General features: G+C 54.4%; 27 protein-coding genes and 5 tRNA genes. 15 read left to right on the top strand and 17 right to left on the bottom strand.

Translation table 11 applies throughout. From position 1 onward, the window contains the following. Positions 1-27: 27 nt before the first annotated feature. The 6 genes from K5Y32_RS03155 to uvrY form a co-directional block, all read right to left on the bottom strand. Positions 28-113, bottom strand: a tRNA-Leu gene (locus K5Y32_RS03155). An 11-nt stretch (positions 114-124) separates the two neighbouring features. Further along, positions 125-198: transfer RNA gene (locus K5Y32_RS03150), tRNA-Cys, on the bottom strand. 42 nt (positions 199-240) lie between these two features. Continuing rightward, positions 241-316 (bottom strand) — tRNA-Gly (locus K5Y32_RS03145). Positions 317-586: 270 nt separating this feature from the next. Next, positions 587-1,135, bottom strand: coding sequence for a CDP-diacylglycerol--glycerol-3-phosphate 3-phosphatidyltransferase (gene pgsA / locus K5Y32_RS03140; protein WP_008102316.1), 549 nt, complete (start codon positions 1,133-1,135; stop codon positions 587-589). A 68-nt stretch (positions 1,136-1,203) separates the two neighbouring features. Further along, positions 1,204-3,036, bottom strand: coding sequence for an excinuclease ABC subunit UvrC (gene uvrC / locus K5Y32_RS03135; RefSeq protein WP_110865886.1), 1,833 nt, complete (start codon positions 3,034-3,036; stop codon positions 1,204-1,206). Continuing rightward, the gene (gene uvrY / locus K5Y32_RS03130) at positions 3,029-3,688 is read right to left on the bottom strand and encodes a UvrY/SirA/GacA family response regulator transcription factor (protein ID WP_008102320.1); all 660 of its coding nucleotides are present in this window, start codon (positions 3,686-3,688) and stop codon (positions 3,029-3,031) included. The genes uvrC and uvrY overlap by 8 nt, the downstream gene beginning before the upstream one ends. Positions 3,689-4,118: 430 nt before the next feature. Between uvrY and K5Y32_RS03125 the strand changes: the two genes are divergently transcribed. Next, positions 4,119-4,346: a DUF2594 family protein gene (locus tag K5Y32_RS03125; RefSeq protein ID WP_007887303.1), complete on the top strand. Its 228-nt coding sequence runs from the start codon at positions 4,119-4,121 to the stop codon at positions 4,344-4,346. 32 nt (positions 4,347-4,378) lie between these two features. Here K5Y32_RS03125 and K5Y32_RS03120 read toward each other — a convergent pair whose 3' ends face one another. Then, a complete protein-coding gene (locus tag K5Y32_RS03120) occupies positions 4,379-4,990 on the bottom strand; it encodes an acyl-homoserine-lactone synthase (RefSeq protein ID WP_101760897.1) in 612 nt (203 codons plus the stop codon). A gap of 121 nt (positions 4,991-5,111) precedes the next feature. Further along, positions 5,112-5,834, bottom strand: a complete 723-nt coding sequence (gene sdiA / locus K5Y32_RS03115) for a transcriptional regulator SdiA (protein WP_101760898.1) — start codon at positions 5,832-5,834, stop codon at positions 5,112-5,114. A gap of 553 nt (positions 5,835-6,387) precedes the next feature. Between sdiA and K5Y32_RS03110 the strand changes: the two genes are divergently transcribed. Continuing rightward, positions 6,388-7,062, top strand: coding sequence for a DUF4396 domain-containing protein (locus K5Y32_RS03110; RefSeq protein ID WP_222181770.1), 675 nt, complete (start codon positions 6,388-6,390; stop codon positions 7,060-7,062). Here the strand turns inward: K5Y32_RS03110 and K5Y32_RS03105 are convergent, their stop codons facing one another. After that, positions 7,063-7,761: an extensin family protein gene (locus K5Y32_RS03105; protein ID WP_222181769.1), complete on the bottom strand. Its 699-nt coding sequence runs from the start codon at positions 7,759-7,761 to the stop codon at positions 7,063-7,065. 408 nt (positions 7,762-8,169) lie between these two features. Between K5Y32_RS03105 and cycA the strand changes: the two genes are divergently transcribed. Then, entirely contained in the window at positions 8,170-9,561 is a 1,392-nt protein-coding gene (gene cycA, locus K5Y32_RS03100; protein ID WP_101760901.1) for a D-serine/D-alanine/glycine transporter, read from the top strand. A 101-nt stretch (positions 9,562-9,662) separates the two neighbouring features. Here cycA and K5Y32_RS03095 read toward each other — a convergent pair whose 3' ends face one another. Further along, positions 9,663-10,637 (bottom strand): metal-dependent hydrolase, encoded by a 975-nt coding sequence (locus K5Y32_RS03095; protein WP_222181768.1) that lies wholly within the window; start codon positions 10,635-10,637, stop codon positions 9,663-9,665. A gap of 23 nt (positions 10,638-10,660) precedes the next feature. Next, positions 10,661-11,296, bottom strand: a complete 636-nt coding sequence (rutR, locus tag K5Y32_RS03090; protein ID WP_110865882.1) for an HTH-type transcriptional regulator RutR — start codon at positions 11,294-11,296, stop codon at positions 10,661-10,663. 307 nt (positions 11,297-11,603) lie between these two features. On the opposite strand from rutR, the gene rutA reads away from it, so the two are divergent. Genes rutA through rutG form a run of 6 tightly spaced genes read left to right on the top strand, consistent with a single transcriptional unit; the run spans position 11,604 to position 16,554 of the window. After that, the gene (gene rutA, locus K5Y32_RS03085) at positions 11,604-12,695 is read left to right on the top strand and encodes a pyrimidine utilization protein A (protein WP_049851054.1); all 1,092 of its coding nucleotides are present in this window, start codon (positions 11,604-11,606) and stop codon (positions 12,693-12,695) included. Continuing rightward, the gene (rutB, locus tag K5Y32_RS03080) at positions 12,695-13,405 is read left to right on the top strand and encodes a pyrimidine utilization protein B (RefSeq protein WP_110865881.1); all 711 of its coding nucleotides are present in this window, start codon (positions 12,695-12,697) and stop codon (positions 13,403-13,405) included. Before rutA ends, rutB begins: the two co-directional genes overlap by 1 nt. Before the next feature lie 42 nt (positions 13,406-13,447). Next, positions 13,448-13,843 carry a pyrimidine utilization protein C gene (gene rutC / locus K5Y32_RS03075; protein WP_110865880.1) on the top strand — a complete coding sequence of 132 codons (396 nt, stop codon included), beginning with the start codon at positions 13,448-13,450 and terminating at the stop codon, positions 13,841-13,843. Beyond that, a complete protein-coding gene (rutD, locus tag K5Y32_RS03070; protein ID WP_222181767.1) occupies positions 13,843-14,646 on the top strand; it encodes a pyrimidine utilization protein D in 804 nt (267 codons plus the stop codon). Before rutC ends, rutD begins: the two co-directional genes overlap by 1 nt. 15 nt (positions 14,647-14,661) lie before the next feature. Next, positions 14,662-15,183, top strand: a complete 522-nt coding sequence (gene rutF / locus K5Y32_RS03065) for an NADH-dependent FMN reductase RutF (protein ID WP_222181766.1) — start codon at positions 14,662-14,664, stop codon at positions 15,181-15,183. Between the two features lie 45 nt (positions 15,184-15,228). Beyond that, entirely contained in the window at positions 15,229-16,554 is a 1,326-nt protein-coding gene (gene rutG / locus K5Y32_RS03060; RefSeq protein ID WP_137385526.1) for a pyrimidine utilization transport protein G, read from the top strand. Here the strand turns inward: rutG and K5Y32_RS03055 are convergent. Together K5Y32_RS03055 and K5Y32_RS03050 are read right to left on the bottom strand one after the other, a co-directional pair. Next, positions 16,551-17,465, bottom strand: a complete 915-nt coding sequence (locus tag K5Y32_RS03055; protein ID WP_222181765.1) for a DMT family transporter — start codon at positions 17,463-17,465, stop codon at positions 16,551-16,553. The genes rutG and K5Y32_RS03055 overlap by 4 nt on opposite strands. Positions 17,466-17,574: 109 nt before the next feature. Continuing rightward, complete coding sequence (locus tag K5Y32_RS03050; RefSeq protein ID WP_061717065.1) at positions 17,575-17,739, bottom strand: general stress protein; 165 nt, start codon at positions 17,737-17,739, stop codon at positions 17,575-17,577. Positions 17,740-18,036: 297 nt separating this feature from the next. Between K5Y32_RS03050 and wrbA the strand changes: the two genes are divergently transcribed. From wrbA to K5Y32_RS03035, 3 genes are read left to right on the top strand one after another with little or no spacing between them, the layout of a single operon-like run. Then, positions 18,037-18,636, top strand: coding sequence for an NAD(P)H:quinone oxidoreductase (gene wrbA, locus K5Y32_RS03045; RefSeq protein WP_222181764.1), 600 nt, complete (start codon positions 18,037-18,039; stop codon positions 18,634-18,636). A 21-nt stretch (positions 18,637-18,657) separates the two neighbouring features. Then, a complete protein-coding gene (locus K5Y32_RS03040; RefSeq protein ID WP_007887329.1) occupies positions 18,658-18,888 on the top strand; it encodes a YccJ family protein in 231 nt (76 codons plus the stop codon). A 56-nt stretch (positions 18,889-18,944) separates the two neighbouring features. Continuing rightward, positions 18,945-20,318, top strand: a complete 1,374-nt coding sequence (locus K5Y32_RS03035) for an NAD-dependent succinate-semialdehyde dehydrogenase (RefSeq protein WP_222181763.1) — start codon at positions 18,945-18,947, stop codon at positions 20,316-20,318. Between the two features lie 48 nt (positions 20,319-20,366). Here the strand turns inward: K5Y32_RS03035 and agp are convergent, their stop codons facing one another. From agp to K5Y32_RS03020, 3 genes are all read right to left on the bottom strand, one after another. Beyond that, entirely contained in the window at positions 20,367-21,983 is a 1,617-nt protein-coding gene (agp, locus tag K5Y32_RS03030) for a bifunctional glucose-1-phosphatase/inositol phosphatase (protein WP_222181762.1), read from the bottom strand. Between the two features lie 257 nt (positions 21,984-22,240). Next, positions 22,241-22,328, bottom strand: a tRNA-Ser gene (locus K5Y32_RS03025). A 36-nt stretch (positions 22,329-22,364) separates the two neighbouring features. After that, positions 22,365-22,452 (bottom strand) — tRNA-Ser (locus K5Y32_RS03020). 222 nt (positions 22,453-22,674) lie between these two features. Here K5Y32_RS03020 and yccA point away from each other — a divergent pair. Together yccA and tusE are read left to right on the top strand one after the other, a co-directional pair. Next, positions 22,675-23,328, top strand: coding sequence for an FtsH protease modulator YccA (yccA, locus tag K5Y32_RS03015; protein WP_007887332.1), 654 nt, complete (start codon positions 22,675-22,677; stop codon positions 23,326-23,328). Between the two features lie 98 nt (positions 23,329-23,426). Then, positions 23,427-23,753 (top strand): sulfurtransferase TusE, encoded by a 327-nt coding sequence (gene tusE, locus K5Y32_RS03010; RefSeq protein ID WP_101761038.1) that lies wholly within the window; start codon positions 23,427-23,429, stop codon positions 23,751-23,753. Here the strand turns inward: tusE and yccX are convergent, their stop codons facing one another. Then, positions 23,754-24,032, bottom strand: coding sequence for an acylphosphatase (yccX, locus tag K5Y32_RS03005; RefSeq protein ID WP_222181761.1), 279 nt, complete (start codon positions 24,030-24,032; stop codon positions 23,754-23,756). It abuts the gene before it with no gap. Positions 24,033-24,117: 85 nt separating this feature from the next. On the opposite strand from yccX, the gene rlmI reads away from it, so the two are divergent. Then, positions 24,118-25,308 (top strand): 23S rRNA (cytosine(1962)-C(5))-methyltransferase RlmI, encoded by a 1,191-nt coding sequence (gene rlmI, locus K5Y32_RS03000; RefSeq protein ID WP_222181760.1) that lies wholly within the window; start codon positions 24,118-24,120, stop codon positions 25,306-25,308. Positions 25,309-25,365 lie beyond the last annotated feature (57 nt).

Genomic DNA, 25,365 nt, shown 5'->3' with positions numbered 1-25,365 from the left:
TTTTATTCGTTTTATCGACTGCAAATATGGTGCCCGGGGCGGGACTTGAACCCGCACAGCCATAAGCCGAGGGATTTTAAATCCCTTGTGTCTACCGATTTCACCACCCGGGCAGGGTGTAAATTGGAGGCGCGTCCCGGAGTCGAACCGAGGTAGACGGATTTGCAATCCGTTGCATGGCCACTCTGCCAACGCGCCTTTAATCTGATATGTAATTCGTTGAATACGAACCACTAAATTTGGAGCGGGAAACGAGACTCGAACTCGCGACCCCGACCTTGGCAAGGTCGTGCTCTACCAACTGAGCTATTCCCGCATAATCTTCGTCTTTCAATTTGTTGCTGCGTTAGCTTCCTTCACTCACACAGGTCACTTACTGAAGTAAGCTCTCTGTGATTCGTTCAGTTGCTGCCTTGCTACAAATTGAAATACTCGATTCTGAATTTCTTCATCGAACTTGCTGATTTTATTCAGCTTCTTGCAGACTCGCTGCCGTTCGATGCGATGCATTCTACTTATCTGACGCAGTGAGTCAATAGAATTATCCACACACTGCGTCCGTTTGCTGCTTTTTAAATCGCATCGATCAGCTATCGAGCAAATCACCGCGCGCTGCGCTTAAATACTGGAACATTGACCAGAACGTCAGCACGGCTGCGATGTACAGTGCGACCACACCCACGCCAACCACCGTGGCTTCTGGACGCCACAGCAGGGCAAACAGCGAGAACATCTGCGCGGTGGTTTTCACCTTGCCGATCCACGACACCGCCACACTGCTGCGTTTGCCAATCTCCGCCATCCACTCACGCAGCGCAGAGATAATGATTTCACGGGCGATCATCGTTGCCGCAGGCAGCGTAATCCACCACGCGTGGAAATGCTCCGCCACCAGCACCAGCGCAATCGCCACCAGCACTTTATCCGCAACCGGATCGAGGAACGCGCCAAAACGCGTGGTCTGCTTCCAGCGACGCGCTAAAAAACCATCAAACCAGTCAGTGACCGCAGCAATCACAAAGATCAGTGCAGTAGCAAAGGGAGCCCATTGAAATGGCAGATAAAACGCCAGGACAAAAAAGGGAATAAGTACGACTCGAAACAGGGTAAGACACGTCGGAATGTTAAATTGCATATGCCAGTAACTGTCTGGTGTGAGTAGGGTTTCATGTATGTTGCTACATTGCCCCCCCTCTTTCAACGTTAGTGTTTCAGTGAGTAGTAGATTTTTTCCGCCAGCGCGGTGGAAATTCCCGGCACTTTAGCAATCTCGTCGACGCTGGCATTCATCAGCGGTTGCAGGCCCCCCATATACTTGAGCAGCTGCTGGCGCCGTTTGGGCCCCACGCCTTCAATACTTTCCAATGCGCTGGTGTTCTTCACTTTGGCGCGTTTTTTCCGGTGACCTGAAATCGCATGATTGTGAGAGTCATCACGAATATGCTGAATCACATGCAGCGCAGGCGAGTCCGGTGGTAAGGAAACGCCCTCACCTTCCGCTTCAAAGAACAGCGTTTCCAGCCCGGCTTTACGATCGCTACCCTTCGCCACGCCGAGTAAAATCGGACGATCTTTATCCCAGGGTACATTCAACTCGGCGAAAACCTGTTTCGCCTGCGCTAACTGACCTTTACCGCCGTCGATGATGATCACGTCGGGGATTTTGTCCTCTTCCAGCGCTTTGCCGTAACGACGGCGCAGCACCTGATTCATCGCCGCGTAATCATCGCCCGGCGTGATGCCCTCAATGTTGTAGCGACGGTAATCCGAACGCAGCGGACCATCACGGTTGAACACCACGCACGACGCAATGGTCTGCTCGCCCATGGTGTGGCTGATGTCAAAGCACTCCATGCGATGAATGGTGTCGAGCTCAAGGAACGTCGCCAGCGCCGCCAGACGCTGCTGAATGGTCGAATGCTGCGACAGCTTGGTAGTCAGTGCCGTTGCCGCATTGGTGCGCGCCAGTTTCAGGTAGCGTGCACGGTCACCACGCGGCTTACTTTGAATATTCACTTTACGTCCCGCCAGCGCGCTCAGCGATTCCGCCAGCAGCTCACGTTCCGGTAGAGTAAAGTCCAGCAGAATTTCCGCCGGCAAAGTGCGCGCTTCACTGCCTTGCAGATAGAACTGCCCGACAAAGGTTTGTACCACTTCGGTCAGTTCGGTATCGGCAGGTACTTTCGGGAAGTAGCTGCGGCTGCCGAGCACTTTGCCCTGACGGATAAACAGCACGTGCAAGCAAGCCATGCCAGCATCAAAGGCCACGCCCATCACATCCAGGTCTTCACCTTGATTGGAGACAAACTGCCGCTCGGTTACGCGCCTTACCGCTTGAATCTGGTCGCGTAAAATCCCGGCCTCTTCAAAACGCAGTTCCTCACTGGCATTTTCCATGCGCTTGACCAGCTGATTGATCACCTGATCATCTTTCCCCGCGAGGAACAAACGCACGTAATCGGTTTGCTGCGCATACTCCTCTTCGCTAACCAAGCCGGAAACGCAGGGTCCAAGGCAGCGGCCAATTTGATACTGCAAACACGGGCGCGAGCGGTTGCGATACACGCTGTTTTCACACTGGCGAATCGGGAATACCTTTTGCAGCAGCGCGAGGGTTTCACGTACCGCATAGCCGTTCGGAAACGGGCCAAAGTATTCGCCTTTGGCGTGCTTCGCGCCACGGTGCATCGCCAGACGCGGATGGCTATCGCCACTGAGGAAAATGTAAGGATAGGATTTGTCATCGCGCAGCAGCACGTTATAGCGCGGCTGGTAGAGCTTGATGTAGTTATGCTCCAGCAGCAGCGCTTCCGTTTCGGTGTGCGTCACGGTGACGTCGATGTTCTGGATGTTGCTGACCAGCACTTCAGTTTTGCGACTGCCCACCTGCGTACGGAAGTAGCTGGTCAGGCGCTTTTTAAGGTCTTTGGCTTTACCAACATAGATCACCGTACCGGCCGCATCGTACATACGGTAGACGCCGGGTTGGCTGGTCACGGTGCTGAGAAAGGCTTTGGAATCGAAAACGTCACTCACTACTGATTAATGGCTCCGCATTGAACAGGCCATGTCGAATGGCCAAATGCGTTAACTCGACGTCGCCACTGATATTCAACTTGCTGAACATGCGATAGCGGTAACTGTTAACGGTTTTCGGGCTGAGACTGAGTTGTTCGGAAATTTCCGTCACTTTCTGCCCGCGTGTGATCATCAGCATAATCTGCAATTCCCTTTCCGACAAACAGCTGAAGGGGGATTCGGCTTTTTGCGGTTCGATCTGGCTAAGTGCCATTTGCTGAGCAATATCCGAAGCGATATAGCGTTGCCCTGAATGCACCGAGCGAATCGCACTCACCACTTCCTGCGGCGCGGCGCCTTTACTGAGATAACCCGCTGCGCCCGCCTGCATCACCTTCGCCGGCAGTGGATTTTCGGTATGAATGGTGAGCATGATGATGCGGATATCCGGGTTAAAGCGCACAATTTTGCGTGTCGCTTCCAGGCCGCCAATACCTGGCATGTTCATATCCATCAGCACTACGTCAACCGGATTGCTGCGGCACCATTTCACGGCGTCTTCACCGCACGCCGCTTCACCCGCAATAACGAGTCCTTTCATATCTTCCAGAATGCGGCGAATACCGGCGCGTACCAGTTCATGGTCATCAACAAGAAGCAGGCTGATCAACGGGACGTACTCCGCAGGTTAAGAAAGGGAAATATATTTCAGAACGGTCATCTTACCGGTTTTCAGGTGGAAAAAACATCTACAGTCACAGATAAATCTCAAATGAACTGATGCAAATCAATAACATTTCTTTGATGCAGTTTTTACTGCACAGGGCAATAAGATGCAAAATGAGATAAGTTAAATTGTTATTAATATCATTAAGTTATAATTTATAGCTCGATTTTATTGTCGCATTCCGATCGCCTGGTAAATAACAGCTAAACGCTAATTCTGGTTGCTGATAAATAGCGCAATGCGCAATTAAAAAGCGGTCTGACTTTTACCGCTTCGCTTCATTAAAATTCATCTGAAAACCCTATGATATACTCTCTTTCTTACGCACAGGAAGAATGTGTCAACATTGAGTAACACCCCCAAGGAGTCAATTATGAGTGATGAAGATTTCGCAACTTCACGAGACACGCAGGCGCTGGCCGACGAAGTCGCCTGTCTGAAAATGATGGTGACGCTGATTCTGAAAGGAATGGGTCAAGCCGATGCCGGTAAGGTGATCATCAACATGGAGCGTTATGTGCAAGCTTCGTTAGGCGATAAGCCGCAGGCGGAAGTGTTTAATAATACAATTCGTCAGATCAAAACCGCTTACCGTCAATAAGCGATATGCCCCGCGCGAAATGCGCGGGGTATCTAGCTGTGTGATTGCCAGTTTACTGAAACACCCAGCGACGGCAGTACCTCTTCCGGGCTAAAGCGTCGTGTACCCCGATATTTCTCCGCCAGCGCCGGTTGATCAACCGGAATGCGAATAGCAAACAGATTGTCTTCAGATTGGATCAAGCCCGGTGAGAGCGGCTCGTAGACTACCTGATGCTGTTCGAACATCTTCTCAAGCATTGGCGTCGCCGAACTGATCAAATACTCCATGCCGCTCAGTTCTGCTAATTGCACCGAGTGCCACAAAATACTCAGCGGCAGCTCCGCGTCCACCTCAAGGCGCGCCGAGAAGCGCGACATTTCCCATACCTTTTCCTGATCGAAAGGCAGAATAAAACCTTCCGGCACCTCAGGTTCATGCCACGGCAACAGACGTGCGCAGCCGCAAATACCCTGACGAGCGTTCCAGGCAATCAACCAGGTGACATCCGAACGATCAAAACGATCGTACTCTTGCCCTGGCGTACTCAATCGCGGTGGAATCGACCACCCTTCGCCGCGCGCAAACACGCTATAGCGATACGTTCCCAGTTCTGCCAACAGTGAGGACGGCATATCCTTAAGCTGTGTTTGAATTACTTTCATCATGCGCCTCTGACATCCCCATGTATGCAATGATTTCTTTGAGCCAGCCTGGCAACGTTGCGCGCAGGGTAGACAACTGACACGGGAGAAGGAACTACTAAAATTAGTAGTTGCTTTTTCGCTATATCAGGCCAACCGCAGCGGCATAACAGGCAATCTGCGTTTTATTGGAAACATTAAAACGCTTTTGCATATTCTTTTGGTGAAAATTCACCGTATGTTCAGATATGGCTAAAATAAGTGAAATTTCCGCCGACGTTTTTCCTTCCGCCGTCCATTTCAGGATTTCTAATTCACGCTGACTAAAATCGTTAGATAAAACGACCATAGAATCGTCATTCAAACGCTCCAACACGCGCAAACTCAGTTCCGCCAGAAGATGCAGTTTCACCTCAAGCTCTATGCGCAAGTGTTGGGTCTTACTGTGAAGTGTCGATGCAATAGATAATATACCAATGGTACGATTTGGTGCCATTGCTGAGCAGGAAAAGCCGCTCATTAATCCCGCAGCGTTGGCTTCTGCCCACAAATTACCCGCACCGGTAAATAAATCGCGCGTCCATTCAACACCCCGTCCCGGCCGCTGACAGAGTAATAGCACCGGATCGACCTTATAATAGTTCTCGCTTTCGTAGCGTTTCACCCAGCCTTCCGGGTATGTACTGAACAAAAACAAGCGCGGCCGGGTAAAGGGCACCGGATGCTGAACCAAAAAAGCGAAGTAATCGAAACCCAGCTTTTCAATCTGCTGTTGCAACAGGGATTTCAATTGCGTCACTTGCGTTAGCGCCAGAAATTCATTTTCCATTTCGCCTCGCCAGACGAAATAATTATCGGTCGTCATTATTGCCTTAGCGCTGTTTCACGCTTTTACATTCTGAAATTAGTTCGTGTTAACGCAAAAAATAAATTAGCCAGACAAAAAATATTGATTGAAAAAGGAGCAAACTTGCCAGCAGCTAGCATAACTCTTCTACTGTCAATGCGTTAACGTAATGGAAATGTGTAAGTTCACGTTAATTGTTAACAGGTTCACAACTTTAATTCCTCAGCAGATTAGAATAGGATTTTTCTGAAGTAGTTTCAATCATCCAGTTGATTGAAAATGATCGTTAGATTGATAAATTTTTAGCATCGTCATTAACTAAAATTATTGATGCAAAAAGCAGATTGTTTTGCTGTGAAAGGGGTTTGTACGGTGAATGAGTTTTGACTTAATGTTAATCCCACCTATTTCTGCGGTTAAGATAATACATTAAGTAATGATGTGATTTCTCTCACGCTGATTAACGGCTACGCTTAATGCTAGCGGAGTGAAAAGATGCATTGGAAGACAGTGCTGCAGTAAGGCTCAGGCGCATTGTCGCATGTTGGTGGGAAACTTAGCGGAACTGACTATGTTGAACCAGTTTGCATTACCTTTCCTTTTTCTGGGCGTCTGCACTGCCCTGATGATTTTAAAAGATCTTTTTCGCCATCCACATCCGGTGGCGGTGATGAATATCATTTGGCCATTAACCGGTTTGTATATGCCTTTTATTGGCTGGATCGTCTGGTGGTACTTAGGCCGTAAACCATCACAACAGCAAAAACTTGCGCTGTTGGTTCCACAAAAAATACGCAGTAACGCCAGCTGGCAAACTATATTTATTTCCACGTCATTATCCGCAGCGGCTTGTATATTTGGCGATATAATGACAATCCCGATAGTCACTTTACTAAAACACTTTGCCATTAATCCGACGATAGGGATGCAGGCGCTTATTTGCGTTATCGCTTCATTGTTTATGGGATTACTTTTTCAATTTCTGGCGATTCGCCAACGTGAAAAACATTCATTTGGCAGCGCATTATATTTGGCGCTGAAAACCGAAATTTTCCCCCTGCTGATTTTTCAATTAGGTATTTTTATCTTTATGGCGTTGGCCCTAAAGTTTGTGCTGAACGAGCAGGTCAATCCGCTGCTGGCGGCATTCTGGTTTATGCTGCAACTGGCCATAATGATTGGCTTTATTTTCTCCTGGCCGGCTAATCATTTCCTGATAAAACGTGGGCTTAATCCTGCGGTATAGCTAACGGCAGTAACCCGAACCGCGCATGCCAAGATGAAAATGGCTGGCATGCGCGGCGTTATAATCGGGCCCCAGCGCGTTACCGAACGTCGCACAGCCGTTACGCCACAGCGCATGCAGTCCTGACGCCGCATCCTCAGGCTGTTGCCAGTTTTTTCCTACCTGCAACCAACGCCCATTTGCCAGCTGAAATCCGGTAATATCCCAGGCATCGGCGCTGGCGTGCTCACTCAAACGCCCTTCCTGACGATGATAAATATTGCGACAGGCGTAGCTGCCAACATGGGCAATGCGTTTCAGCGGACTGTTGAAACCGGCCTGACGTAATGCGCTGTCGCTGTTAATCACAAACATGGTGCTGGCCACCGCCATCGGACAGCTGGCGAGAAAACTGCTGCTCAGCGTGACGTCACCGTAGCCGCTGATGCGTAGCGGTTGCTCAATCGGGCAATTCCCTTGAATTGGCGGCACGGCACGAAACTGCACCAGCCGCTGTTCACTGGCTTGCCGCATCACCGCCAGGCAGGCAGCCGGATCGCCACTCAGCTTTTTTAGCTTGTAACGCGTCATCCAACCGGGCGGATCGGTAACGTTGAGCGGTGTAAAGGGGTTCCACTGAGGCGGCAGATGCGTTTTCAACCACGGCAAACTAAACCAGCCGCATACAGCCAACAACGCGACGGCGAACAGAGCGCGCACAATGCCTCACTTTTCCTGATGAAATGAACTAACAAGTGTAGAAGTCATGTGCGCGGAAAGTGACGTAAATCGCTTAATTGTTGAAGATTTACGCAAAATGACTGCGCTTTAAACTCTGTAAATAATTACTGACAGAGCAAAGCACGTAAAAGGTCACAAAGGGGGAAAAACCATTACCGAAACGGGTTGGCTTTCCACTATCTTATGCCACTTGCCTGGACAAAGGCTCATAACGAATGCCCTAAATAATGTGAGCCGCAGGAAGGCGGCAAGAGTGTGAATCATGGGGAGCTTAATTTAGTCAGTTCCTGGAGTGAACACGCGTAGCCAACGCATCTGCGGCTCAAAGTATGACGGGCAAAACAGCCAATAGAGCTGACACAACATCTCGACAGGAAAGAAAAATTTATGGTTGATCAATCAAAAGAGGCGCTCGCTACGGCCGAACAGCCGGATAAACTCCAGCGTAACCTGCATAATCGTCACATTCAGTTAATTGCTATCGGTGGCGCCATCGGCACGGGGTTGTTTATGGGCTCGGGTAAAACCATCAGCCTCGCGGGCCCGTCGATCATTTTCGTCTACATGATCATTGGCTTTATGCTGTTCTTCGTCATGCGCGCCATGGGCGAACTGCTGTTATCCAACCTCGAATACAAATCCTTTAGCGATTTCGCTGCCGATTTACTCGGTCCGTGGGCGGGCTATTTTACCGGCTGGACGTACTGGTTCTGTTGGGTGGTGACCGGCATTGCCGACGTGGTGGCCATCAGCGCCTATTTCCAGCTGTGGTTCCCGGACTTCTCCATCTGGATGAGCGCCCTGCTGTGCGTCTTTGTCTTCCTGGCTTTGAACATCGCTACGGTGAAGCTGTTTGGTGAGATGGAGTTTTGGTTCGCGATTATCAAAATCGTCGCCATTGTGGCGCTGATCATCACCGGCATTGTGTTGGTGAGCATGCATTATCCATCGCCGAACGGTGGCACCGCGTCCCTGAGCAACATCTGGGATCACGGCGGCATGTTCCCGAAAGGCTTGAGCGGCTTCTTTGCTGGCTTCCAGATTGCGGTTTTCGCCTTTGTCGGCATTGAGCTGGTCGGCACCGCGGCGGCAGAAACCAAAGATCCGCACAAAGTTCTGCCGCGTGCGATCAATGCCATTCCGCTGCGCATTATTATGTTTTACGTGCTGGCGCTGATGGTGATCATGGCGGTGACGCCTTGGAATCAGGTGCTGGCGAATCGCAGCCCATTCGTTGAGATGTTTGTGCTGATCGGCTTGCCTGCCGCCGCCAGCATCGTCAACTTCGTGGTGCTGACCTCCGCCGCCTCGTCCGCCAATAGCGGTATCTTCTCCACCAGCCGCATGTTGTTCGGCCTGGCGGAACAAGGCGTAGCGCATAAAGCCTTTGGTCGCCTCTCGGCACGCGCGGTGCCAACCACTGGCCTGTTCTTCTCCTGCCTGTGTCTGCTGGCGGGCGTGGCGCTGATCTACCTGATTCCGGATGTGATGACGGTGTTCACCATGGTCACTACGGTGTCGGCGATTCTGTTTATGTTTGTCTGGACCATCATCCTGTGCAGCTATCTGGCGTATCGTAAGCAGCATCCACAGCGTCATGCTGAATCGAAGTTCAAAATGCCGCTGGGCAAGTTTATGTGCTGGGTATGCATGGCGTTCTTCGCCTTTGTGCTGGTGCTGCTGACGCTGCAGGAAGATACCCGTCAGGCGCTGATGGTCACGCCGCTGTGGTTTGTGATGCTGACCATGGGCTGGTTGTTACGTCGTCGTAAAGCCTGATTTATTACGGCTACGTTAAGGCTGCCTTTTGAAAGAAAGTGCAGCCTTTTTCTTTTTTGACAGAAAGCGCACCTCATTAGCAAATTCGCTTCACCACGAAGTCACAATCTCTCCCGCAGCTTACTCCACGCCTCACCCAATGCAGGACGCACCGAAGGCTCTCGCTGTGGTGCTAGCTCCGGCGACTGCGGTGATCCCAGATTAAAGGTAAAGGTGTAACTCGGCTCTTCCCCCATCCTTAAATCGCTGATCAACGTGCGATCGCCCTGCTGCTTCATTGCGTAAAACCCATGACTAAACCACGCCACACGCTCGGCATGCCATTGCCCTTTGAACGGCGCAAACAGCGCGGGTTGACGATCGTGCCAGCTTATCTGCAGCGGACGCCCCGGTGATAACAGCGACCAATAAGCTTCGCCGTAACGCTCTGGCGTCATGATCACCGTGCGCCATACCAGCGTATTAAACGCGGTCGGCGTCACCAGCAGTTGCTCCGGCTGCACTGATTGCTGCGCCAGCGCTTGCTCAATGTGCTGCGTCGCCATGCTTTGTGCCACCATGCTCCAGCCGAGATAGAGCGTACTCACCAATAATCCCGCCTGATTCCAGCGCAAGCCTACAGCGTCACGTCGCCACAGGGCGATGAGCAGCGCAATTAGCAATGGCAAGGTATACAGCGGATCGATGATATACATGCTGCCAATGGCATAAGGGAAATCGGTGAGCGGCAGGCCCAGTTGCGTACCGTAAACGGTGGTGAGATCCAGCAGCGGATGCGTCACCAGCGCCAGCCACATTGCCAGCGTCCAGCCGCGCCAGTGCGCGCGACTGTGTGTCGCACCGGCCACCAGCCAGCCGAGCAGCGGTGCAATTAAGGTGAGGATTATCAGCGCATGACTTTCGGTACGATGCAGCGTCATATTGCGGATGGCATCACCGTGATCGATAAACACGTCGAGATCCGGCAAGGTGCCCGCCACCGCGCCCACCAGCGCCGCTTGCCACAGCGGGACGCGCTTGCCCATCACCGCAACGGTGACCGCCGCGCCTAACGTCAGTTGTGATAACGAATCCATGCACTCTCCTTGAAAACGCGGGATCAGCGCACGCGAATCCCTTCAATTATCATGCGCTGCACGTTTTCCAGCGTCTGTTCAAAAAACGCCGCATCGTTCAACGTCTGGCCGGTAATCGCTTCCACCTGTGAGGCGAAATCCGCATAGTGCTGCGTAGTCGCCCATAGCAGGAAAAACAGGTGCTGCGGCTGCACGCCCGCCAGCCGCCCTTCTGCGATCCACTGTTCGATAATCGCCGCTTTCTCATCCACCAGCGCTTTTAAATCACCGGCCAGTTCACCTTTCAGCAGCGGCGCGCCCTGTAACATCTCAAGGCAGAACAACCGTGAAGCTTGCGGATGATCGCGCGAGACTTCCAGCTTAAGGCGAATGTATTGACGTATCGCGGTCAGCGGATCGTGATCGTGCTGCAGCGCGCGCAGCGGCGCCAGCCACACATCAAGAATCTCTTTTAAAACTGCCACATACAGCACTTCTTTCGACGGATAGTAATACAGCAAATTGGTTTTGGAGACGTCGGCGCGCTCCGCCACTTTATCCAGGCTGGTGCCGTGAATACCGTATTGCGAGAAGAAGGTTAACGCCGCTTCCAGAATGGCTGCCCGCTTTGCGGCGACCGCTCGCGAACGGCGTCCCGGTTTTTTTTCATCGCTTTTCACACTGTTACCTCTTCCGTCCTGCGTCAACGCATCATAACAAAGGCCTTCTTTCCTGCCTAATCGCCCGCCTGCACCTTTTTTGACCATGCGGCGCATGAAAAACGTGCAAAACGTTTTGACCAAACGGTCTGAAATGGACCAATTACTCCAGTTTAGAACAGGCGATACTTTTAACGCATTGTTATTTATCTCTTTTAAAAATGTGGCACAGCCTTTGCAATTTTGTGATGGAGCGCCGCCCGCAGGATGCGTGCAGGAAGCAGCGCAGCGCGTGAAGCAGTCCCCGTCTAATGCAGAGAGGTTTCACATGAAAATTGGCGTCTTTATCCCGATTGGTAATAACGGCTGGCTGATCTCCACCCATGCGCCGCAGTACAAACCGACTTTTGAACTGAACAAAGAGATCGTGCTGAAAGCAGAGCATTATCATTTCGACTTTGCCCTTTCGATGATCAAACTGCGCGGCTTTGGCGGCAAAACCGAGTTTTGGGATCACAACCTCGAATCCTTCACGCTGATGGCGGGACTCGCGGCGGTGACCTCACGCATCGAAATCTACGCCACCGCCGCCACGCTGACCTTGCCGCCCGCGATTGTGGCGCGTATGGCCTCCACCATTGATTCCATCTCGAATGGCCGCTTCGGCGTCAACCTCGTTACCGGCTGGCAGAAACCCGAGTACGAGCAGATGGGCTTGTGGCCGGGCGATGCTTACTTCTCCAGCCGCTACCAATATCTGACCGAATACGTCACCGTGCTGCGCGATTTGTGGGGCACCGGCCAGAGCGACTTCAAGGGCGAGTTCTTTACCATGAACGATTGCCGCGTCAGCCCGCAGCCGCAGAAACCGATGAAAGTGATTTGCGCCGGTCAGAGCGATGCGGGCATGGCGTTCTCGGCGCAGCACGCCGATTACAACTTCTGCTTTGGCAAAGGCGTCAACACGCCAACTGCCTTCGCGCCAACTGCCGCGCGTATGAAGCAAGCTGCCGATAAAGCGGGACGCGACGTCGGTTCCTATGTGCTGTTTATGATCATCGCCGCCGAGAGCGACGAAGCCGCACGCGCCAAATGGGAACACTACAAAGCCGGTGCCGATGAAGAGGCGCTCGCCTGGCTCACCACGCAAAGTCAGCAGGACACCAAATCCGGCAGCGACACCAACGTGCGCCAGATGGCCGATCCGACCTCCGCCGTCAACATCAACATGGGCACGTTAGTGGGTTCTTACGCCAATGTGGCACGAATGTTGGATGAGGTTGCTTTAGTCGATGGCACGCAAGGCGTGTTGCTCACCTTCGATGACTTCCTGCAGGGCATCGAAGATTTCGGTGAACGTATCCAGCCCTTAATGCAGTGTCGCCACGATTTAATCGCATCCCAGCAGGAGGTTGCCTGATGAGTACCGTTGTTTGCGCCCACACCTCAAGTTTACCGAACGTCACCTTGCCGGCGCGCCCGGAAGCCATCGCGCTGCCGCCCGCGCAAAGTGCGCTAATTGTGGTGGATATGCAGAACGCCTACGCCACGCAAGGCGGCTATCTCGATCTGGCGGGCTTTGATGTCTCCGCTACCAAGCCGGTGATTGCCAAAATCCATCAGGCGGTCACCGCAGCGCGGGCCGCCGGGATGCAGATCATCTGGTTCCAGAACGGTTGGGACGACCAATACGTTGAAGCCGGTGATGCGGGATCCCCCAACTTCCACAAATCTAATGCGCTGAAAACCATGCGCAAGCGCCCGGAGTTACAGGGCACGCTGCTGTCGAAAGGCGGTTGGGATTATGCGCTGGTCGATGAACTGGTGCCGCAGGCCGGCGATATCGTATTGCCGAAACCGCGCTACAGCGGCTTCTTCAACACCTCGCTCGACAGCATGCTGCGCAGCCGTGGCATCCGCCATCTGGTGTTTACCGGCATCGCCACCAACGTCTGCGTGGAATCGACGCTGCGTGACGGCTTCTTCCTGGAATATTTCGGCGTGGTGCTGGAAGACGCGACCTATCAGGCGGGCCCGGCGTTTGCCCAGCAGGCGGCCATTTTCAATATCGAAACGTTTTTTGGCTGGGTCAGCGATACCGACACGTTCTGCGAAACGCTGAAAAGCTAACGCCTCGATTCACCTGCAAACCGATAAGAAGAGGATTTCGCCATGCCTAAAAGTGTGATCATTCCGCCCGGCACCGGTACGCCCATTGCGCCATTCGTGCCCGGCACCTTAGCTGACGGCGTTGTCTACGTCTCCGGCACCTTGCCGTTCGATGCCAACAACAACGTGGTGCACGTCGGTGATGCCGCCGCGCAAACGCGTCACGTGCTGGAGACCATTAAAAAGGTGATCGAAACCGCCGGCGGCACCATGGACGACGTGACCTTCAACTCGATTTTTCTCACCGACTGGAGCAACTACGCAGCGATTAATCAGATCTACGCCGAATACTTCCCCGGTGATAAACCGGCGCGCTTCTGCATTCAGTGCGGCTTAGTGAAACCGGATGCGCTGATCGAAATCGCCACCGTGGCGCATATCGGCAAACAGGAGGCCTGATGCATCTGGAGATCCAGGGTTTAACCGCTGAAGATGCGCCGACGCTGGTGCTCGCTTCCGGTTTAGGCGGCGTAGCCGGTTTCTGGCAACCGCAGCTGGCGGCGCTGACGCCGCATTATCGCGTGGTGACGTACGATCAGCGTGGCACCGGCCGCAGCGCAGATACGCTGCCGGAAGGCTACAGCATGACGATGATGGCGGCGGAACTGGCAGAAACGCTGCAACAGCACGGCATTCAGCATTACGACATTATCGGCCATGCGCTGGGCGGCTTAATCGGCCTGCAACTGGCGCTGGACTTCCCGCAGCGCGTGGGACGCGTAGTGGTGATCAACGGCTGGCTTTCGCTGGATGCGCACACGCAGCGCTGCTTCCAGGTGCGTCAGGATCTGCTGATGAACGTCGGCGTCGAAGCCTTTGTGCGTGCGCAGCCGCTGTTCCTCTATCCCGCGGAATGGCTGGCGCGCAATCAGGAGCGCATTAACGCTGAAGATGCGCACCATGTCGCCCATTTTCAGGGCATGGAAAACCTGCTGCGTCGCTTGCATGCATTGAAAAGCGCGGATTTCCGCGCACATGTGGGGCGCATCTCCCAGCCGGTGTTAGCGATCTGCAGCCAGGACGATCTGCTGGTGCCGTGGAGCTGCTCACCGCAGCTGGCGCAGGCGCTGCCCAACGGCAGCCTGATTGAGATGGCCTGGGGCGGACACGCGATGAGCGTCACCGATGCCGACAACTTTAATGCGCTGCTGCTGCGCTGGCTGGCCGATACGGCTGCGCCTGCCCAGCGAGCGGCCAGCTAATCACAGGAGCCGCCAATGAGCGTGCATGAACTGCCAATTTTGCCCGGTGTAGAACGCGATGCGTTTCGTAACGCGATGGCGTGCTTAGGCGCGGCGGTGAATATCATCACCACCGACGGTCCCGCTGGACGCGCCGGATTTACCGCCTCGGCGGTGTGCAGCGTTACTGATGCGCCGCCCACGCTGCTGGTTTGTCTTAATCGCTCAGCGTCGGTGTGGCCGATTTTTCGCGACAACGGTTATCTGTGCGTTAACACCCTGGCCGCCGGGCATGAAGATCTCTCGACGCTATTTGGCGGCAAAACGCCGATGGCAGAACGCTTTGCCGCCGCTGACTGGCACACGCTGGCCAGCGGTTCACCGCTGTTAGACGGCGCGCTGGTGTCGTTTGACTGCAAAGTGGCACAAGTGGTCAGCGTGGGCACGCACGACATTCTGTTTTGCGAAGTGCAGGCGCTGGAACGCAATGATGAAACGCACGGTCTGGCATGGTTTGACCGTGGCTATCATCACCTTTTACGGCAGGACGCCCGCTAACGCCGCCTTGTGCGGCCCGCTTTCACTGACACCCTGGAGATGACGATGGCGAGTTCCTGGTTCCCCCGCTGGCAGAAAAAGTCAGCCATGACCGATGATGGGCTGATTGCGCCGGACGAAACGCTGCCGTTTGCGCAGACGGTCGTGCTTGGCCTGCAGCATGCTGTAGCAATGTTTGGCGCAACGGTGCTGATGCCGTTGCTGATGGGACTGGACCCCAATCTGGCGATTCTGGTTTCGGGCATCGGTACGCTGCTGTTCTTCCTGGTCACCGGCGGGCGCGTACCCAGTTATCTCGGATCCAGCGCGGCGTTTGTCGGCGTAATCATCGCGGTAACCGGCTTTAACGGTCAGGGACTCAACCCCAACCTGGCGCTGGCGCTGGGCGGCGTGATTGCCTGCGGCGCGCTCTATACGCTGATTGGCCTGATCGTGATGAAGGTCGGCACCGGCTGGATCGAGCGTCTGATGCCGCCGGTGGTCACGGGCGCGGTGGTGATGGCGATTGGTCTGAACCTGGCGCCAATTGCGGTGCACGGTGTATCCGGCTCGATGTTTGACAGCTGGATGGCAGTGATGACGGTGCTGTGCATTGGTCTGGTGGCGGTATTCACGCGCGGGATGATCCAACGCCTGCTGATTCTGGTCGGTCTGATTGTTGCGTGGGCCATCTATGCACTGCTAACCAACGTGATGGGCTTCGGCAAACCCGTGGATTTCAGCGGCCTTGCCAACGCACCGTGGTTTGGCCTGCCGCACACCACCGCACCCATCTTTGATATGCAGGCCATCGTAATGATCGCGCCTGTGGCGATCATTCTGGTGGCGGAAAACCTCGGGCACATTAAAGCCGTGGCGGGCATGACCGGGCGCAATCTCGATCCCTGGATGGGCCGCGCCTTTGTCGGTGACGGTCTGGCAACCATGCTGTCGGGCTCAATCGGCGGCAGCGGTGTCACCACCTACGCGGAAAATATCGGTGTGATGGCGGTAACCAAAGTCTACTCAACGCTGGCCTTCGTGGCCGCCGCGGCGATCGCTTTGGTGCTTGGCTTCTCACCGAAATTTGGCGCGCTGATCCACACCATTCCCGGTCCGGTGATTGGTGGCGCATCGATTGTAGTATTTGGTTTGATTGCGGTGGCAGGCGCACGCATTTGGGTGCAGAACCATGTGGATTTTAATCAGAATGGCAATTTGATCATGGTGGCGACCACGCTGGTGCTGGGCGCCGGTGATTTTGCCCTGAAGATTGGCAGCTTCACCCTTGGCGGCATCGGCACCGCCACCTTTGGCGCCATCATCCTTAACGCGATTTTACAACGTCGCGGCGCCGCGCTGGCGAACCAGGCGGCACGGCAACATCCTTAAGGCTCGAGCGGTGCCTGATCGGGCACCGCTTTCTTGCGACGAATACGCAACTCGCTGACGATCACCCCACAAACAATCAAGGCCGCGCCCAGCAGCGCAGCAGCAGGTAGACGCTCGCCCGCCAAACGCCCTACCACGCCCGCCCACACCGGTTCACCGGCGTAAATCACCGTGGCACGCGTCGGTGAAACGCTGCGTTGCGCCCAGTTCATCGTCACCTGAATCAAGGCGCTGGCCGCGCCCAGACCCAACGCGCTCAGCAGCAACGGCGTTGACATGGCAGGAACCGATTCGCCATTCGGAATCATCAGAACAAAGGCGCAGGCCGATGCCACCATCAGCTGAATCAGCGTGACGCGGCGCACATCGACCTTTCCGGCATAACGGCTGATCAGGATGATCTCCGCCGCGATTGCCAGCGTGCTCAGTAAGGTAGCGATTTCACCGGCATTCAGCGTCAAACTGCCATCCTGCGGACCCGCCACCAGCACTAAACCGGTAAACGCCAGCAAAATGCCCAGCCACGCCATCAATCCCGGCGGACGGCGCAGGAATAACCATTGCAGCAGCGGCACCACCGGCACGTAGAGCGCGGTGATAAACGCCGACTGACTGCTGGAAATGGTTTGCATGCCCCAGGTTTGCAGACCGTAGCCGCCGGCAATCGACAGGCCAATCAGCGCCCCGGCTTTGATTTCCATCCAGGTCACTTGCTTGAGATAACGACGGAAGAAAAAGGCCAGCAGCAGCGATGCCGTAGCAAAACGTAATCCCACAAAAAAGAACGGACCGGAATGGGCCATCGCCCGGTGTACCACCAAAAAAGTGCCACCCCAAACCATGGTAATAAATATGAGCACCAACTCCTGACGCGAAATACGCAGGCTGAGACGAGAAGAAGAAGCGGACATAACGCACCAGAATAATCAGTTGGCGGTCAGTTTGCTCAGAGAGCGGGGAAATTGCAATGCCTGTCACCGCCGGGCGAACCCGGCGGCCGGGGATTAACGGTCAGTCGCGCTATTTCTTGCCGCGGCTGCGTCCCCCTTTTTCACCGGCTACAGACGCGCGCTGTGGGTCGTTTCTAAAATTACCCCCGCTGTTTTTGCCGCCTTTGCGACCCGCTTCTGCGGCCCTTTCACGGTCCTCTGCGAAATTGCCTGATCCTCCACGATGTTCGGCCATCATTTCCTCCACGGATTGAGCATCCAGATTAGGGGCTTATCACGATGCTGCCGTGAAAAGCCTGGCGGCGGATATTCCGCACACCTGATTAAATAATAGACACCGTAGCGGTGATTTCGGCCTGATATTCACAATTTGAAACAGATAATTCACTCATTTCACTGCGAAAAAGCAAATTTACCGCCGCGTTACAAGCAGTTAGCCGACACTTATTGGCACCTGCTTAACCTCTGTACAGCAGCCTGCGCAGGCTCTTCTATACTTTTGATTACTCACCACCCCAGCAGGATGAAAATCATGGCAAAGATTTTGGTGCTCTATTATTCGATGTACGGACATATTGAAACCATGGCGCAAGCCGTGGCCGACGGTGCAAAGAGCGTGAGCGGCGCGGAAGTTACGATATTGCGCGTGCCGGAAAGCATGGATGCCGAGCGTTTCGCCCAGGTTGGCGGCAAAGTGAACCAAGCCGCGCCTGAAGCGAAACCGGAAGATTTGCCGCAGTACGATGCCATCATCGTTGGCACGCCCACGCGCTTCGGCAACATGGCGGGGCAGATGCGTAACTTCTGGGATCGCACTGGCGGCCTGTGGGCTTCGGGCGCGCTGTACGGCAAAATCGCCAGCGTCTTTGCTTCCACCGGTACCGGCGGCGGCCAGGAGCAAACCATCACTTCCGTCTGGACCACCCTCGCCCATCACGGCATGGTGATTGTTCCCATCGGTTATGGCACTAAAGAACTCTTCGACATCTCCCACGTACGCGGCGGAACGCCCTACGGCGCCACCACGCTGGCGGGCGGAGATGGATCACGTCAACCTTCGGCGGAAGAACTGGATATTGCCCGTTTTCAGGGCCAACACGTCGCCGGACTGGCGGTAAAGCTACAGGGATAAAATCCACAACAGGAGACCTTCATGACAACAGAACAGTCGAAAGAGCATCACGTAGGCGAATGGGCATCACTGCGCCACACTTCACGCGAAATCGCTGAAGCCATTTTTGAGGTAGCCAATTACGACGAACGTTTAGCCGAGCAGATCTGGAGCCAGCAAGGCAGCGATGAAGTGCTGATTCGCGCCTTCAAAAAGACCGACCAGGATGTTCTAACCTGGGACGATAAAACGGTCGAGCGCAAAAACGTTTGAATTGCAGGCGGGCATTGTCCCGCCTTTGTTACCTTTACATCACCAAGGAGCCTTGTATGTCAGCCTATCAAAGTATCAATCCAGCCAATAACCAACTGCTAAAAGCGTGGAACGAGCACGATGATGCCTATGCACAACAGGCGCTGGAAACCGCAGATGCGCTTTATCATTCCGCGTGGAGTAAAGGCGATATTCAACCGCGTCTGCAGGTGCTGCACCGTTTAGCCGATTTGATTGACCAACGGGCAGAAGAGCTGGCGACCATCGCCAGTAAAGAAATGGGCAAACTGATTGGCCAGAGCCGTGGTGAAGTGAAAATCTGTTCGCAGATCGCCCGCTACTACGCTGAACATGCTGCGACATTTTTACAGCCGCAACCCTACGCCAGCGATGTGGGCGATGCCTGGCTTGAGTACCATCCGATTGGCGTGATCGTCGCGGTCGAGCCGTGGAACTTCCCTTACTATCAGCTGATGCGTGTGCTGGCGCCAAACCTGGCGCTCGGCAATCCGGTGCTGGCGAAACACGCCAATATCGTGCCGCACTGCGCCGATGTGTTTGAAAAGCTGGTAGAAGAAGCCGGTGCGCCAAAAGGCGCATGGACCAACCTGTTTATCTCCACCGATCAAGTCGCGGATTTGATTGCCGATCCGCGCGTGCAAGGCGTGGCGCTGACGGGTTCCGAACGCGCCGGTAGCGCCGTGGCGGAACAGGCCGGTAAACACTTGAAGAAATCGACGCTGGAGCTGGGCGGTAACGATGTGTTTGTGGTGCTGGACGATGCCGATATCGATGAAGCGGTACGTCAGGGTGCGCAAGCTCGTCTCAGTAACTGCGGCCAGGTCTGTACCGCCGCCAAGCGCTTTATTTTGCATGAGAAAATTGCCGATACATTTATTGCCAAATTCAGCGCGGCTCTGCAATCTGCCACGCCGGGCGATCCGCTTGATGAGAAAACCACGCTTGGCCCGCTCTCTTCAAAAGATGCGCGCGATCGTTTAGTGAAGCAGGTTGAGGAAGCGGTGCAAAATGGCGCGCGCGTGGAGTTTGGTGGACGCGCCATTGATGGCGTCGGCTGCTATTACCAGCCAACGGTGCTCACTGGTCTGACGCCAGACAATCCTGCTTACTATCAGGAGTTCTTTGGCCCGGTAGCACAGGTGTATGTGGTGGCGGACGATCGTGCCGCTGTGGCACTGGCGAATGATTCAAATTACGGCCTGGGCGGTTCAGTCTGGACCAAAGACATTGCGCGCGGCCGTAAGATGGCATCGCAGATTGAAACCGGCATGGTGTTTATCAATTCGCAGAGCGATACCTCCGCAGAACTGCCGTTTGGTGGCGTGAAGCGTTCCGGATACGGACGTGAGTTATCGGATCTGGGGATTAAAGAGTTCGCCAACCAAAAATTAGTGGTCGTCGCCGGTTAACAGGCACAAAAAACCCCGCCGCGGCGGGGTTTTCTTTGAGCAGCAAACTCAGTTACTGGTCGCTGCTTTGGCTGGCTCTTCTGATTTGGCCGGCGTTGCATCGGCTTGCGCTTTCTGTGCCGCTGCCGCATCAGCCTTGGCTTTGTCATCCGCTGCTTTCTGGGCAGTGGCTTTCTCCGCTTTGGCTTTCTCGTCTGCCGCTTTCTGCGCGGCCGCTTTATCCGCCTTCACTTTCTCTTCAGCCGCTTTCGCGTCTGCAGCCTTCTGTGCTGCGGCTTTATCCGCTGCTGCTTTGTCTGCGGCTGCTTTATCCGCAGCAGTCTGATCGGCTTTCTGCTTAGCGTCATCTGCGGCTGGTGCTGCGGCCGCAGGTGCTGGCTGTTCTGCCGCAGCCGGTGCCGCAGCAGGCTGCAGTGGCGTACCTTGCAGAGCACCGTTCAATGCGCCGGTGAATTGATCCCAACTGCAGTAGCCGTTGGCATCCGTTTCACAGCCCGCCAGTTGCAGCGTGACGCGCTTCGGTGGATTTTTCAGGCTCAGCACATCGGCATCGCGCAGCTGATCGGCCGTTTGATAGACGTACTCAATTTTCAGCAGATCTTTGTTGTTCTTCACATCGTGCCAGCGTTCGAATACTACCTGGCCGCCAATCGGCGTTTTCTCATCGTTGCCCGGCAGTTCATAAGGCTTAACCTGCAGCGCGCTGAGTAAGGAGGCGATGTTGGAATCATGACCAACCATCAGCGTCACTTTTGGCGCGTTGGCTTTATCCTGATCGACTAACTGGCTGCGGATGTAATCCACCAGCGGTGCGGCCACTTCGCGCGCCACTTCAGGAGAGGCGAACAGCGCATCCTGATAACCGTTTTTGATCGACGCCAGCTCTTTCCACTGTTCAGGCGTTTTGATCTGGCCCCAGGCAACCTGATCGGCCGGGAAACCTTCGTAATATTGCAGCGTAAACGCATCCACCAGGGAGTTGCCGATTTTCAGCGGACCGCTTACGTTCGGCTCTTTACCGTTATCCGCGCTGAAAGTGTTATCGCCGCTGCTCAAATCACACTGCTTTTTGCCGTTACAGGCCGGGGCAGATTTGTAATCGACGATTTTTTCCAGATGCTGGAAGGCAGGCTTCAGTGCCAGCTTTTCATTGGCGGCGGTCATAGCAGCCAAGGCTTTCTTGTTGAATTCATCGCTGCCGTCGGTGACGACCGGATTGAAGATCGGATCCATGGTGCCCATCGCATCCTGATGCGTGACCGCGATATCACAGCCAGGGAAGGCGCCAGTGATAAAGTACTGCGCGGTCGCCACGGTGCGCTGAAGGCTGTTGGCGTAGACAAAGATGTTGCTGCTGTCCGGGCAAGTCCCGTTCTGGACTAAGCCCTGCTGTGCCAGCCACTGACGGGTATAATTCCCCATGTAGACTTCCAGCACGCCACCTTTGGTGGTGAGCTCACCGCCCGCGACATCCCACTGCGGCCAGCTCTTTTTGGTGGATTGTTCCAGTACGCTGCCGTTGTTGGCGAGCGGCGCACGCAGGTTATGACGGCTTAACATCAGCACCTGCTGGAGTTGCATATCTCCATCCGCAGCATAGGCGGACATGCCCATCGGGAGCGCAGCGATGACTGACAACGCGCAAAGACTCAGTTTCTTGATCATTGTGCCTATTCCATAATTCATCAGTGAAACACTCTGGCTTTCAAACGATTAGCCCGCCAAAGAGCGAATTACCGCACAGTGTAACTCAGCTTGCATCGGAAAATCGCCAGATGTTTGCAAAAAACCGTGCATGGAATATAGCAGTTAACGCGCGTGGCGTCGGGGAACGGCAGCAGATGGAAAAGCAACGCGATGTTTTTCGGAATTTATGAACGCAGAAAAGCAAAAAGCCCGCATTTCTGCGGGCTTCTTTAATATGGCGGAGGAACAGAGATTCGAACTCTGGGATGGTTTCCCATCGACGGTTTTCAAGACCGTTGCCTTAAGCCACTCGGCCATCCCTCCGGGGATTTTTTTGTTGCGTCACTCTGCAAGAGTGAATGGCGGAGGAGGAGAGATTCGAACTCTCGGATGGTTTCCCATCGACGGTTTTCAAGACCGTTGCCTTAAGCCACTCGGCCACCCCTCCGCAATGAGGCGCACTATAAACATCCCCCATAACGATGTAAAGCCTGCAATGAATCGTTCGGCTGAAAAACATCCAAATTCTATTTTTTCGGCGTCAATTTCGCCATTCTGCTCAGCGAAACAGCAATTTATCGCGTAAAGATGGGTAAAACGCCTTTTCTGTCTTTCAGGCGCTGCGTATCCTCGTGCCATATTTGGTGTTTCTCTCTTTAAGGAGCGCATGATGGAAAGAATTTTTAGCTCGTCGCAGCAATCGTTAGTCAGCACCCACAAGGTGCTGCGCAATACTTATCTGTTACTTGGCTTTACGCTGGCCTTCTCGGCCGTCACCGCCACACTCAGCACCGTGTTTGCCTTGCCTTCACCGGGCCTGATTCTGATGCTGGTCGGCTTTTATGGCTTGATGTTCCTGACGCATAAACTGGCTAACAGCCCGGCAGGTATTCTGGCGGCCTTCGCTTTCACCGGCTTCCTCGGTTACTGCCTTGGTCCAATCCTGAGCTCGTTCCTCACTGCAGGCATGGGTGATGTGATCGCTATGGCGCTGGGCGGCACCGCGCTGGTGTTCTTCGGTTGCTCGGCCTATGTGCTAACCACGCGCCGCGATATGTCATTCCTGAGTGGCATGATGATGGCCGGCTTTGTGGTGCTGCTGGTGGCGGTAGTTGCCAACATCTTCCTGCAACTGCCTGCGCTGCATCTGGCGATTAGCGCCCTGTTCATTCTGTTCTCTGCCGGTGCCATTCTGTGGGAAACCAGCAACATCATTCACGGCGGCGAAACCAACTACATTCGCGCCACCGTGAGCCTGTATGTTTCGCTGTATAACATCTTTGTTAGCCTGCTGAGCCTGCTGGGCTTCGCTAACCGCGATTAAGCTGCTGCAATAGTGATTAAACCCCGCTTCGGCGGGGTTTTTGCTTTTTATGGCCGGGCGAATTTACAATGTGTCGATTAACGCAATGAGGAATGACTGTGAATTTTGCTGGTAAAGAGATTGCCACCGATGCGGAAGGCTATCTGAAAAATAGCGCGGACTGGAGCGAGCCGCTGGCCGCCGCCATCGCGGAGCAAGAAGCGATCGTGATGAGTGACGCGCATTGGGAAGTAGTGCACTTTGTGCGCAACTTTTACCAGGAATTTAATACGTCGCCGGCGGTGCGCATGCTGGTGAAAGCCATGGCGCAAAAGTATGGCGAGGAGAAAGGCAACAGCCGCTATCTGTTCCGTCTGTTCCCGGAAGGCCCGGCAAAGCAAGCGACCAAAATTGCCGGATTGCCAAAACCGGCGAAATGCTTGTAATCAGCCGGTAGTGAATCGGGTCGGCATTTGCGTGGGCCGATGCGGCTCCACTAGCACTTTATCCACCCGCGCGCTACGCGGCCCACCCGCTTTGAGCCAACTGATCAATGCATCGACCTGCTGCGCCTCACCGGACGCCAGCACTTCAACGCTGCCGTCCGCCAGATTGTGCGCATAACCGTTAAGATTCAACTCTCTGGCCTGCGCTTGGGTGTGGTAGCGAAACCCCACGCCCTGCACGATGCCGTGCACCCAAATTTTGCAGCATGTGGTAGCCATTGCGTTCTCCCATCACCTTGCGTTGCAATTTGCCGCCATCCGCCGGAAAATGGCGCCTCATTTTTTCAGGTAAGCATAGCAAACTATGACCGTTCGATTGATTCTCGCAAAGGGACGTGAAAAATCCCTGCTCCGCCGCCATCCGTGGGTGTTCTCTGGTGCCGTTGCACGTATGGAAGGTAAAGCCCAGTCTGGTGAAACCATTGATGTCTGTGACAGCAATGGCAAATGGCTGGCTCGCGCCGCGTATTCTCCGCAATCACAAATTCGCGCACGCGTCTGGAGCTGGCAACATGATGAGTCAATCGACATCACCTTCTTCGTGCGCCGCTTTGAGCAAGCCCAGGTGTGGCGTGACTGGCTGGCAAAACGTGATGGGCTGGACAGCTATCGCCTGATTGCTGGCGAGTCCGATGGCATGCCGGGCGTCACCATCGATCGCTTCGGCAACTTCCTGGTGATGCAGCTTTTGTCTGCCGGTGCCGAATATCAGCGTCCGGCCATCGTCTCCGCCTTACAGCAGTGTTTCCCGGATTGTGCTATTTACGATCGCTCAGACGTGGCGGTACGTAAAAAAGAGGGACTGGAGCTGGCGCAAGGCCCGGTTTCGGGTGAACTGCCGCCACCGTTGCTGCCGATTACTGAACACGGCATGAAGCTGCTGGTGGATATTCAGGGCGGTCATAAAACCGGTTATTACCTTGATCAGCGTGACAGCCGTTTTGCCACGCGTGGCTACTCAGAAAATGCACGCGTGCTGAACTGCTTCTCTTACACTGGTGGTTTTGCGGTTTCTGCCTTGATGGGCGGCTGCCGTGAAGTGATCAGCGTTGATACTTCGCAGGACGCACTCGACGTGGCGAAACAGAACGTTGAGCTTAATGGTCTTGATGTGTCGCGCGCCCAGTTCGTGCGTGATGATGTGTTCAAACTGCTGCGTCGTTATCGCGACAGCGGCGAAAAGTTCGACCTGATCGTCATGGATCCGCCGAAGTTCGTTGAGAACAAGAACCAGTTGATGGGCGCGTGTCGCGGCTATAAAGATATCAATATGCTGGCCATTCAGCTGTTGAATCCGGGCGGCGTGTTGCTGACCTTCTCCTGTTCTGGCCTGATGCCAACCGATTTGTTCCAGAAAATCATCGCTGATGCCGCCGTGGATGCCGGTCGTGATGTACAATTTATAGAGCAGTTCCGTCAGGCAGCCGACCATCCAGTGATCGCCAGCTATCCTGAAGGGCTTTATCTGAAAGGTTTTGCCTGCCGCGTGCTGTGACTTGAAAACGCTGTCCCTGCCTCCATATTGGATGCAGGGCAGTCTTTTGGGAGGTCA

This window comes from Pantoea sp. DY-15, assembly GCF_019795935.1.
In the GTDB taxonomy this organism is placed as follows: domain Bacteria; phylum Pseudomonadota; class Gammaproteobacteria; order Enterobacterales; family Enterobacteriaceae; genus Pantoea; species Pantoea leporis.
This window is presented reverse-complemented; position numbering and strand designations above follow the sequence as displayed.

Coding starts and splice junctions, on each gene's coding strand:
- pgsA (WP_008102316.1), bottom strand. CDS start 1,135: ATGCAATTTAACATTCCGACGTGTCTTACCCTGTTTCGAGTCGTACTT.
- K5Y32_RS03125 (WP_007887303.1), top strand. CDS start 4,119: ATGAGTGATGAAGATTTCGCAACTTCACGAGACACGCAGGCGCTGGCC.
- K5Y32_RS03120 (WP_101760897.1), bottom strand. CDS start 4,990: ATGAAAGTAATTCAAACACAGCTTAAGGATATGCCGTCCTCACTGTTG.
- sdiA (WP_101760898.1), bottom strand. CDS start 5,834: ATGACGACCGATAATTATTTCGTCTGGCGAGGCGAAATGGAAAATGAA.
- K5Y32_RS03110 (WP_222181770.1), top strand. CDS start 6,388: ATGTTGAACCAGTTTGCATTACCTTTCCTTTTTCTGGGCGTCTGCACT.
- cycA (WP_101760901.1), top strand. CDS start 8,170: ATGGTTGATCAATCAAAAGAGGCGCTCGCTACGGCCGAACAGCCGGAT.
- K5Y32_RS03095 (WP_222181768.1), bottom strand. CDS start 10,637: ATGGATTCGTTATCACAACTGACGTTAGGCGCGGCGGTCACCGTTGCG.
- rutA (WP_049851054.1), top strand. CDS start 11,604: ATGAAAATTGGCGTCTTTATCCCGATTGGTAATAACGGCTGGCTGATC.
- rutB (WP_110865881.1), top strand. CDS start 12,695: ATGAGTACCGTTGTTTGCGCCCACACCTCAAGTTTACCGAACGTCACC.
- rutC (WP_110865880.1), top strand. CDS start 13,448: ATGCCTAAAAGTGTGATCATTCCGCCCGGCACCGGTACGCCCATTGCG.
- rutD (WP_222181767.1), top strand. CDS start 13,843: ATGCATCTGGAGATCCAGGGTTTAACCGCTGAAGATGCGCCGACGCTG.
- rutF (WP_222181766.1), top strand. CDS start 14,662: ATGAGCGTGCATGAACTGCCAATTTTGCCCGGTGTAGAACGCGATGCG.
- rutG (WP_137385526.1), top strand. CDS start 15,229: ATGGCGAGTTCCTGGTTCCCCCGCTGGCAGAAAAAGTCAGCCATGACC.
- K5Y32_RS03055 (WP_222181765.1), bottom strand. CDS start 17,465: ATGTCCGCTTCTTCTTCTCGTCTCAGCCTGCGTATTTCGCGTCAGGAG.
- K5Y32_RS03050 (WP_061717065.1), bottom strand. CDS start 17,739: ATGGCCGAACATCGTGGAGGATCAGGCAATTTCGCAGAGGACCGTGAA.
- wrbA (WP_222181764.1), top strand. CDS start 18,037: ATGGCAAAGATTTTGGTGCTCTATTATTCGATGTACGGACATATTGAA.
- K5Y32_RS03040 (WP_007887329.1), top strand. CDS start 18,658: ATGACAACAGAACAGTCGAAAGAGCATCACGTAGGCGAATGGGCATCA.
- K5Y32_RS03035 (WP_222181763.1), top strand. CDS start 18,945: ATGTCAGCCTATCAAAGTATCAATCCAGCCAATAACCAACTGCTAAAA.
- agp (WP_222181762.1), bottom strand. CDS start 21,983: ATGATCAAGAAACTGAGTCTTTGCGCGTTGTCAGTCATCGCTGCGCTC.
- yccA (WP_007887332.1), top strand. CDS start 22,675: ATGGAAAGAATTTTTAGCTCGTCGCAGCAATCGTTAGTCAGCACCCAC.
- yccX (WP_222181761.1), bottom strand. CDS start 24,032: ATGGCTACCACATGCTGCAAAATTTGGGTGCACGGCATCGTGCAGGGC.
- rlmI (WP_222181760.1), top strand. CDS start 24,118: ATGACCGTTCGATTGATTCTCGCAAAGGGACGTGAAAAATCCCTGCTC.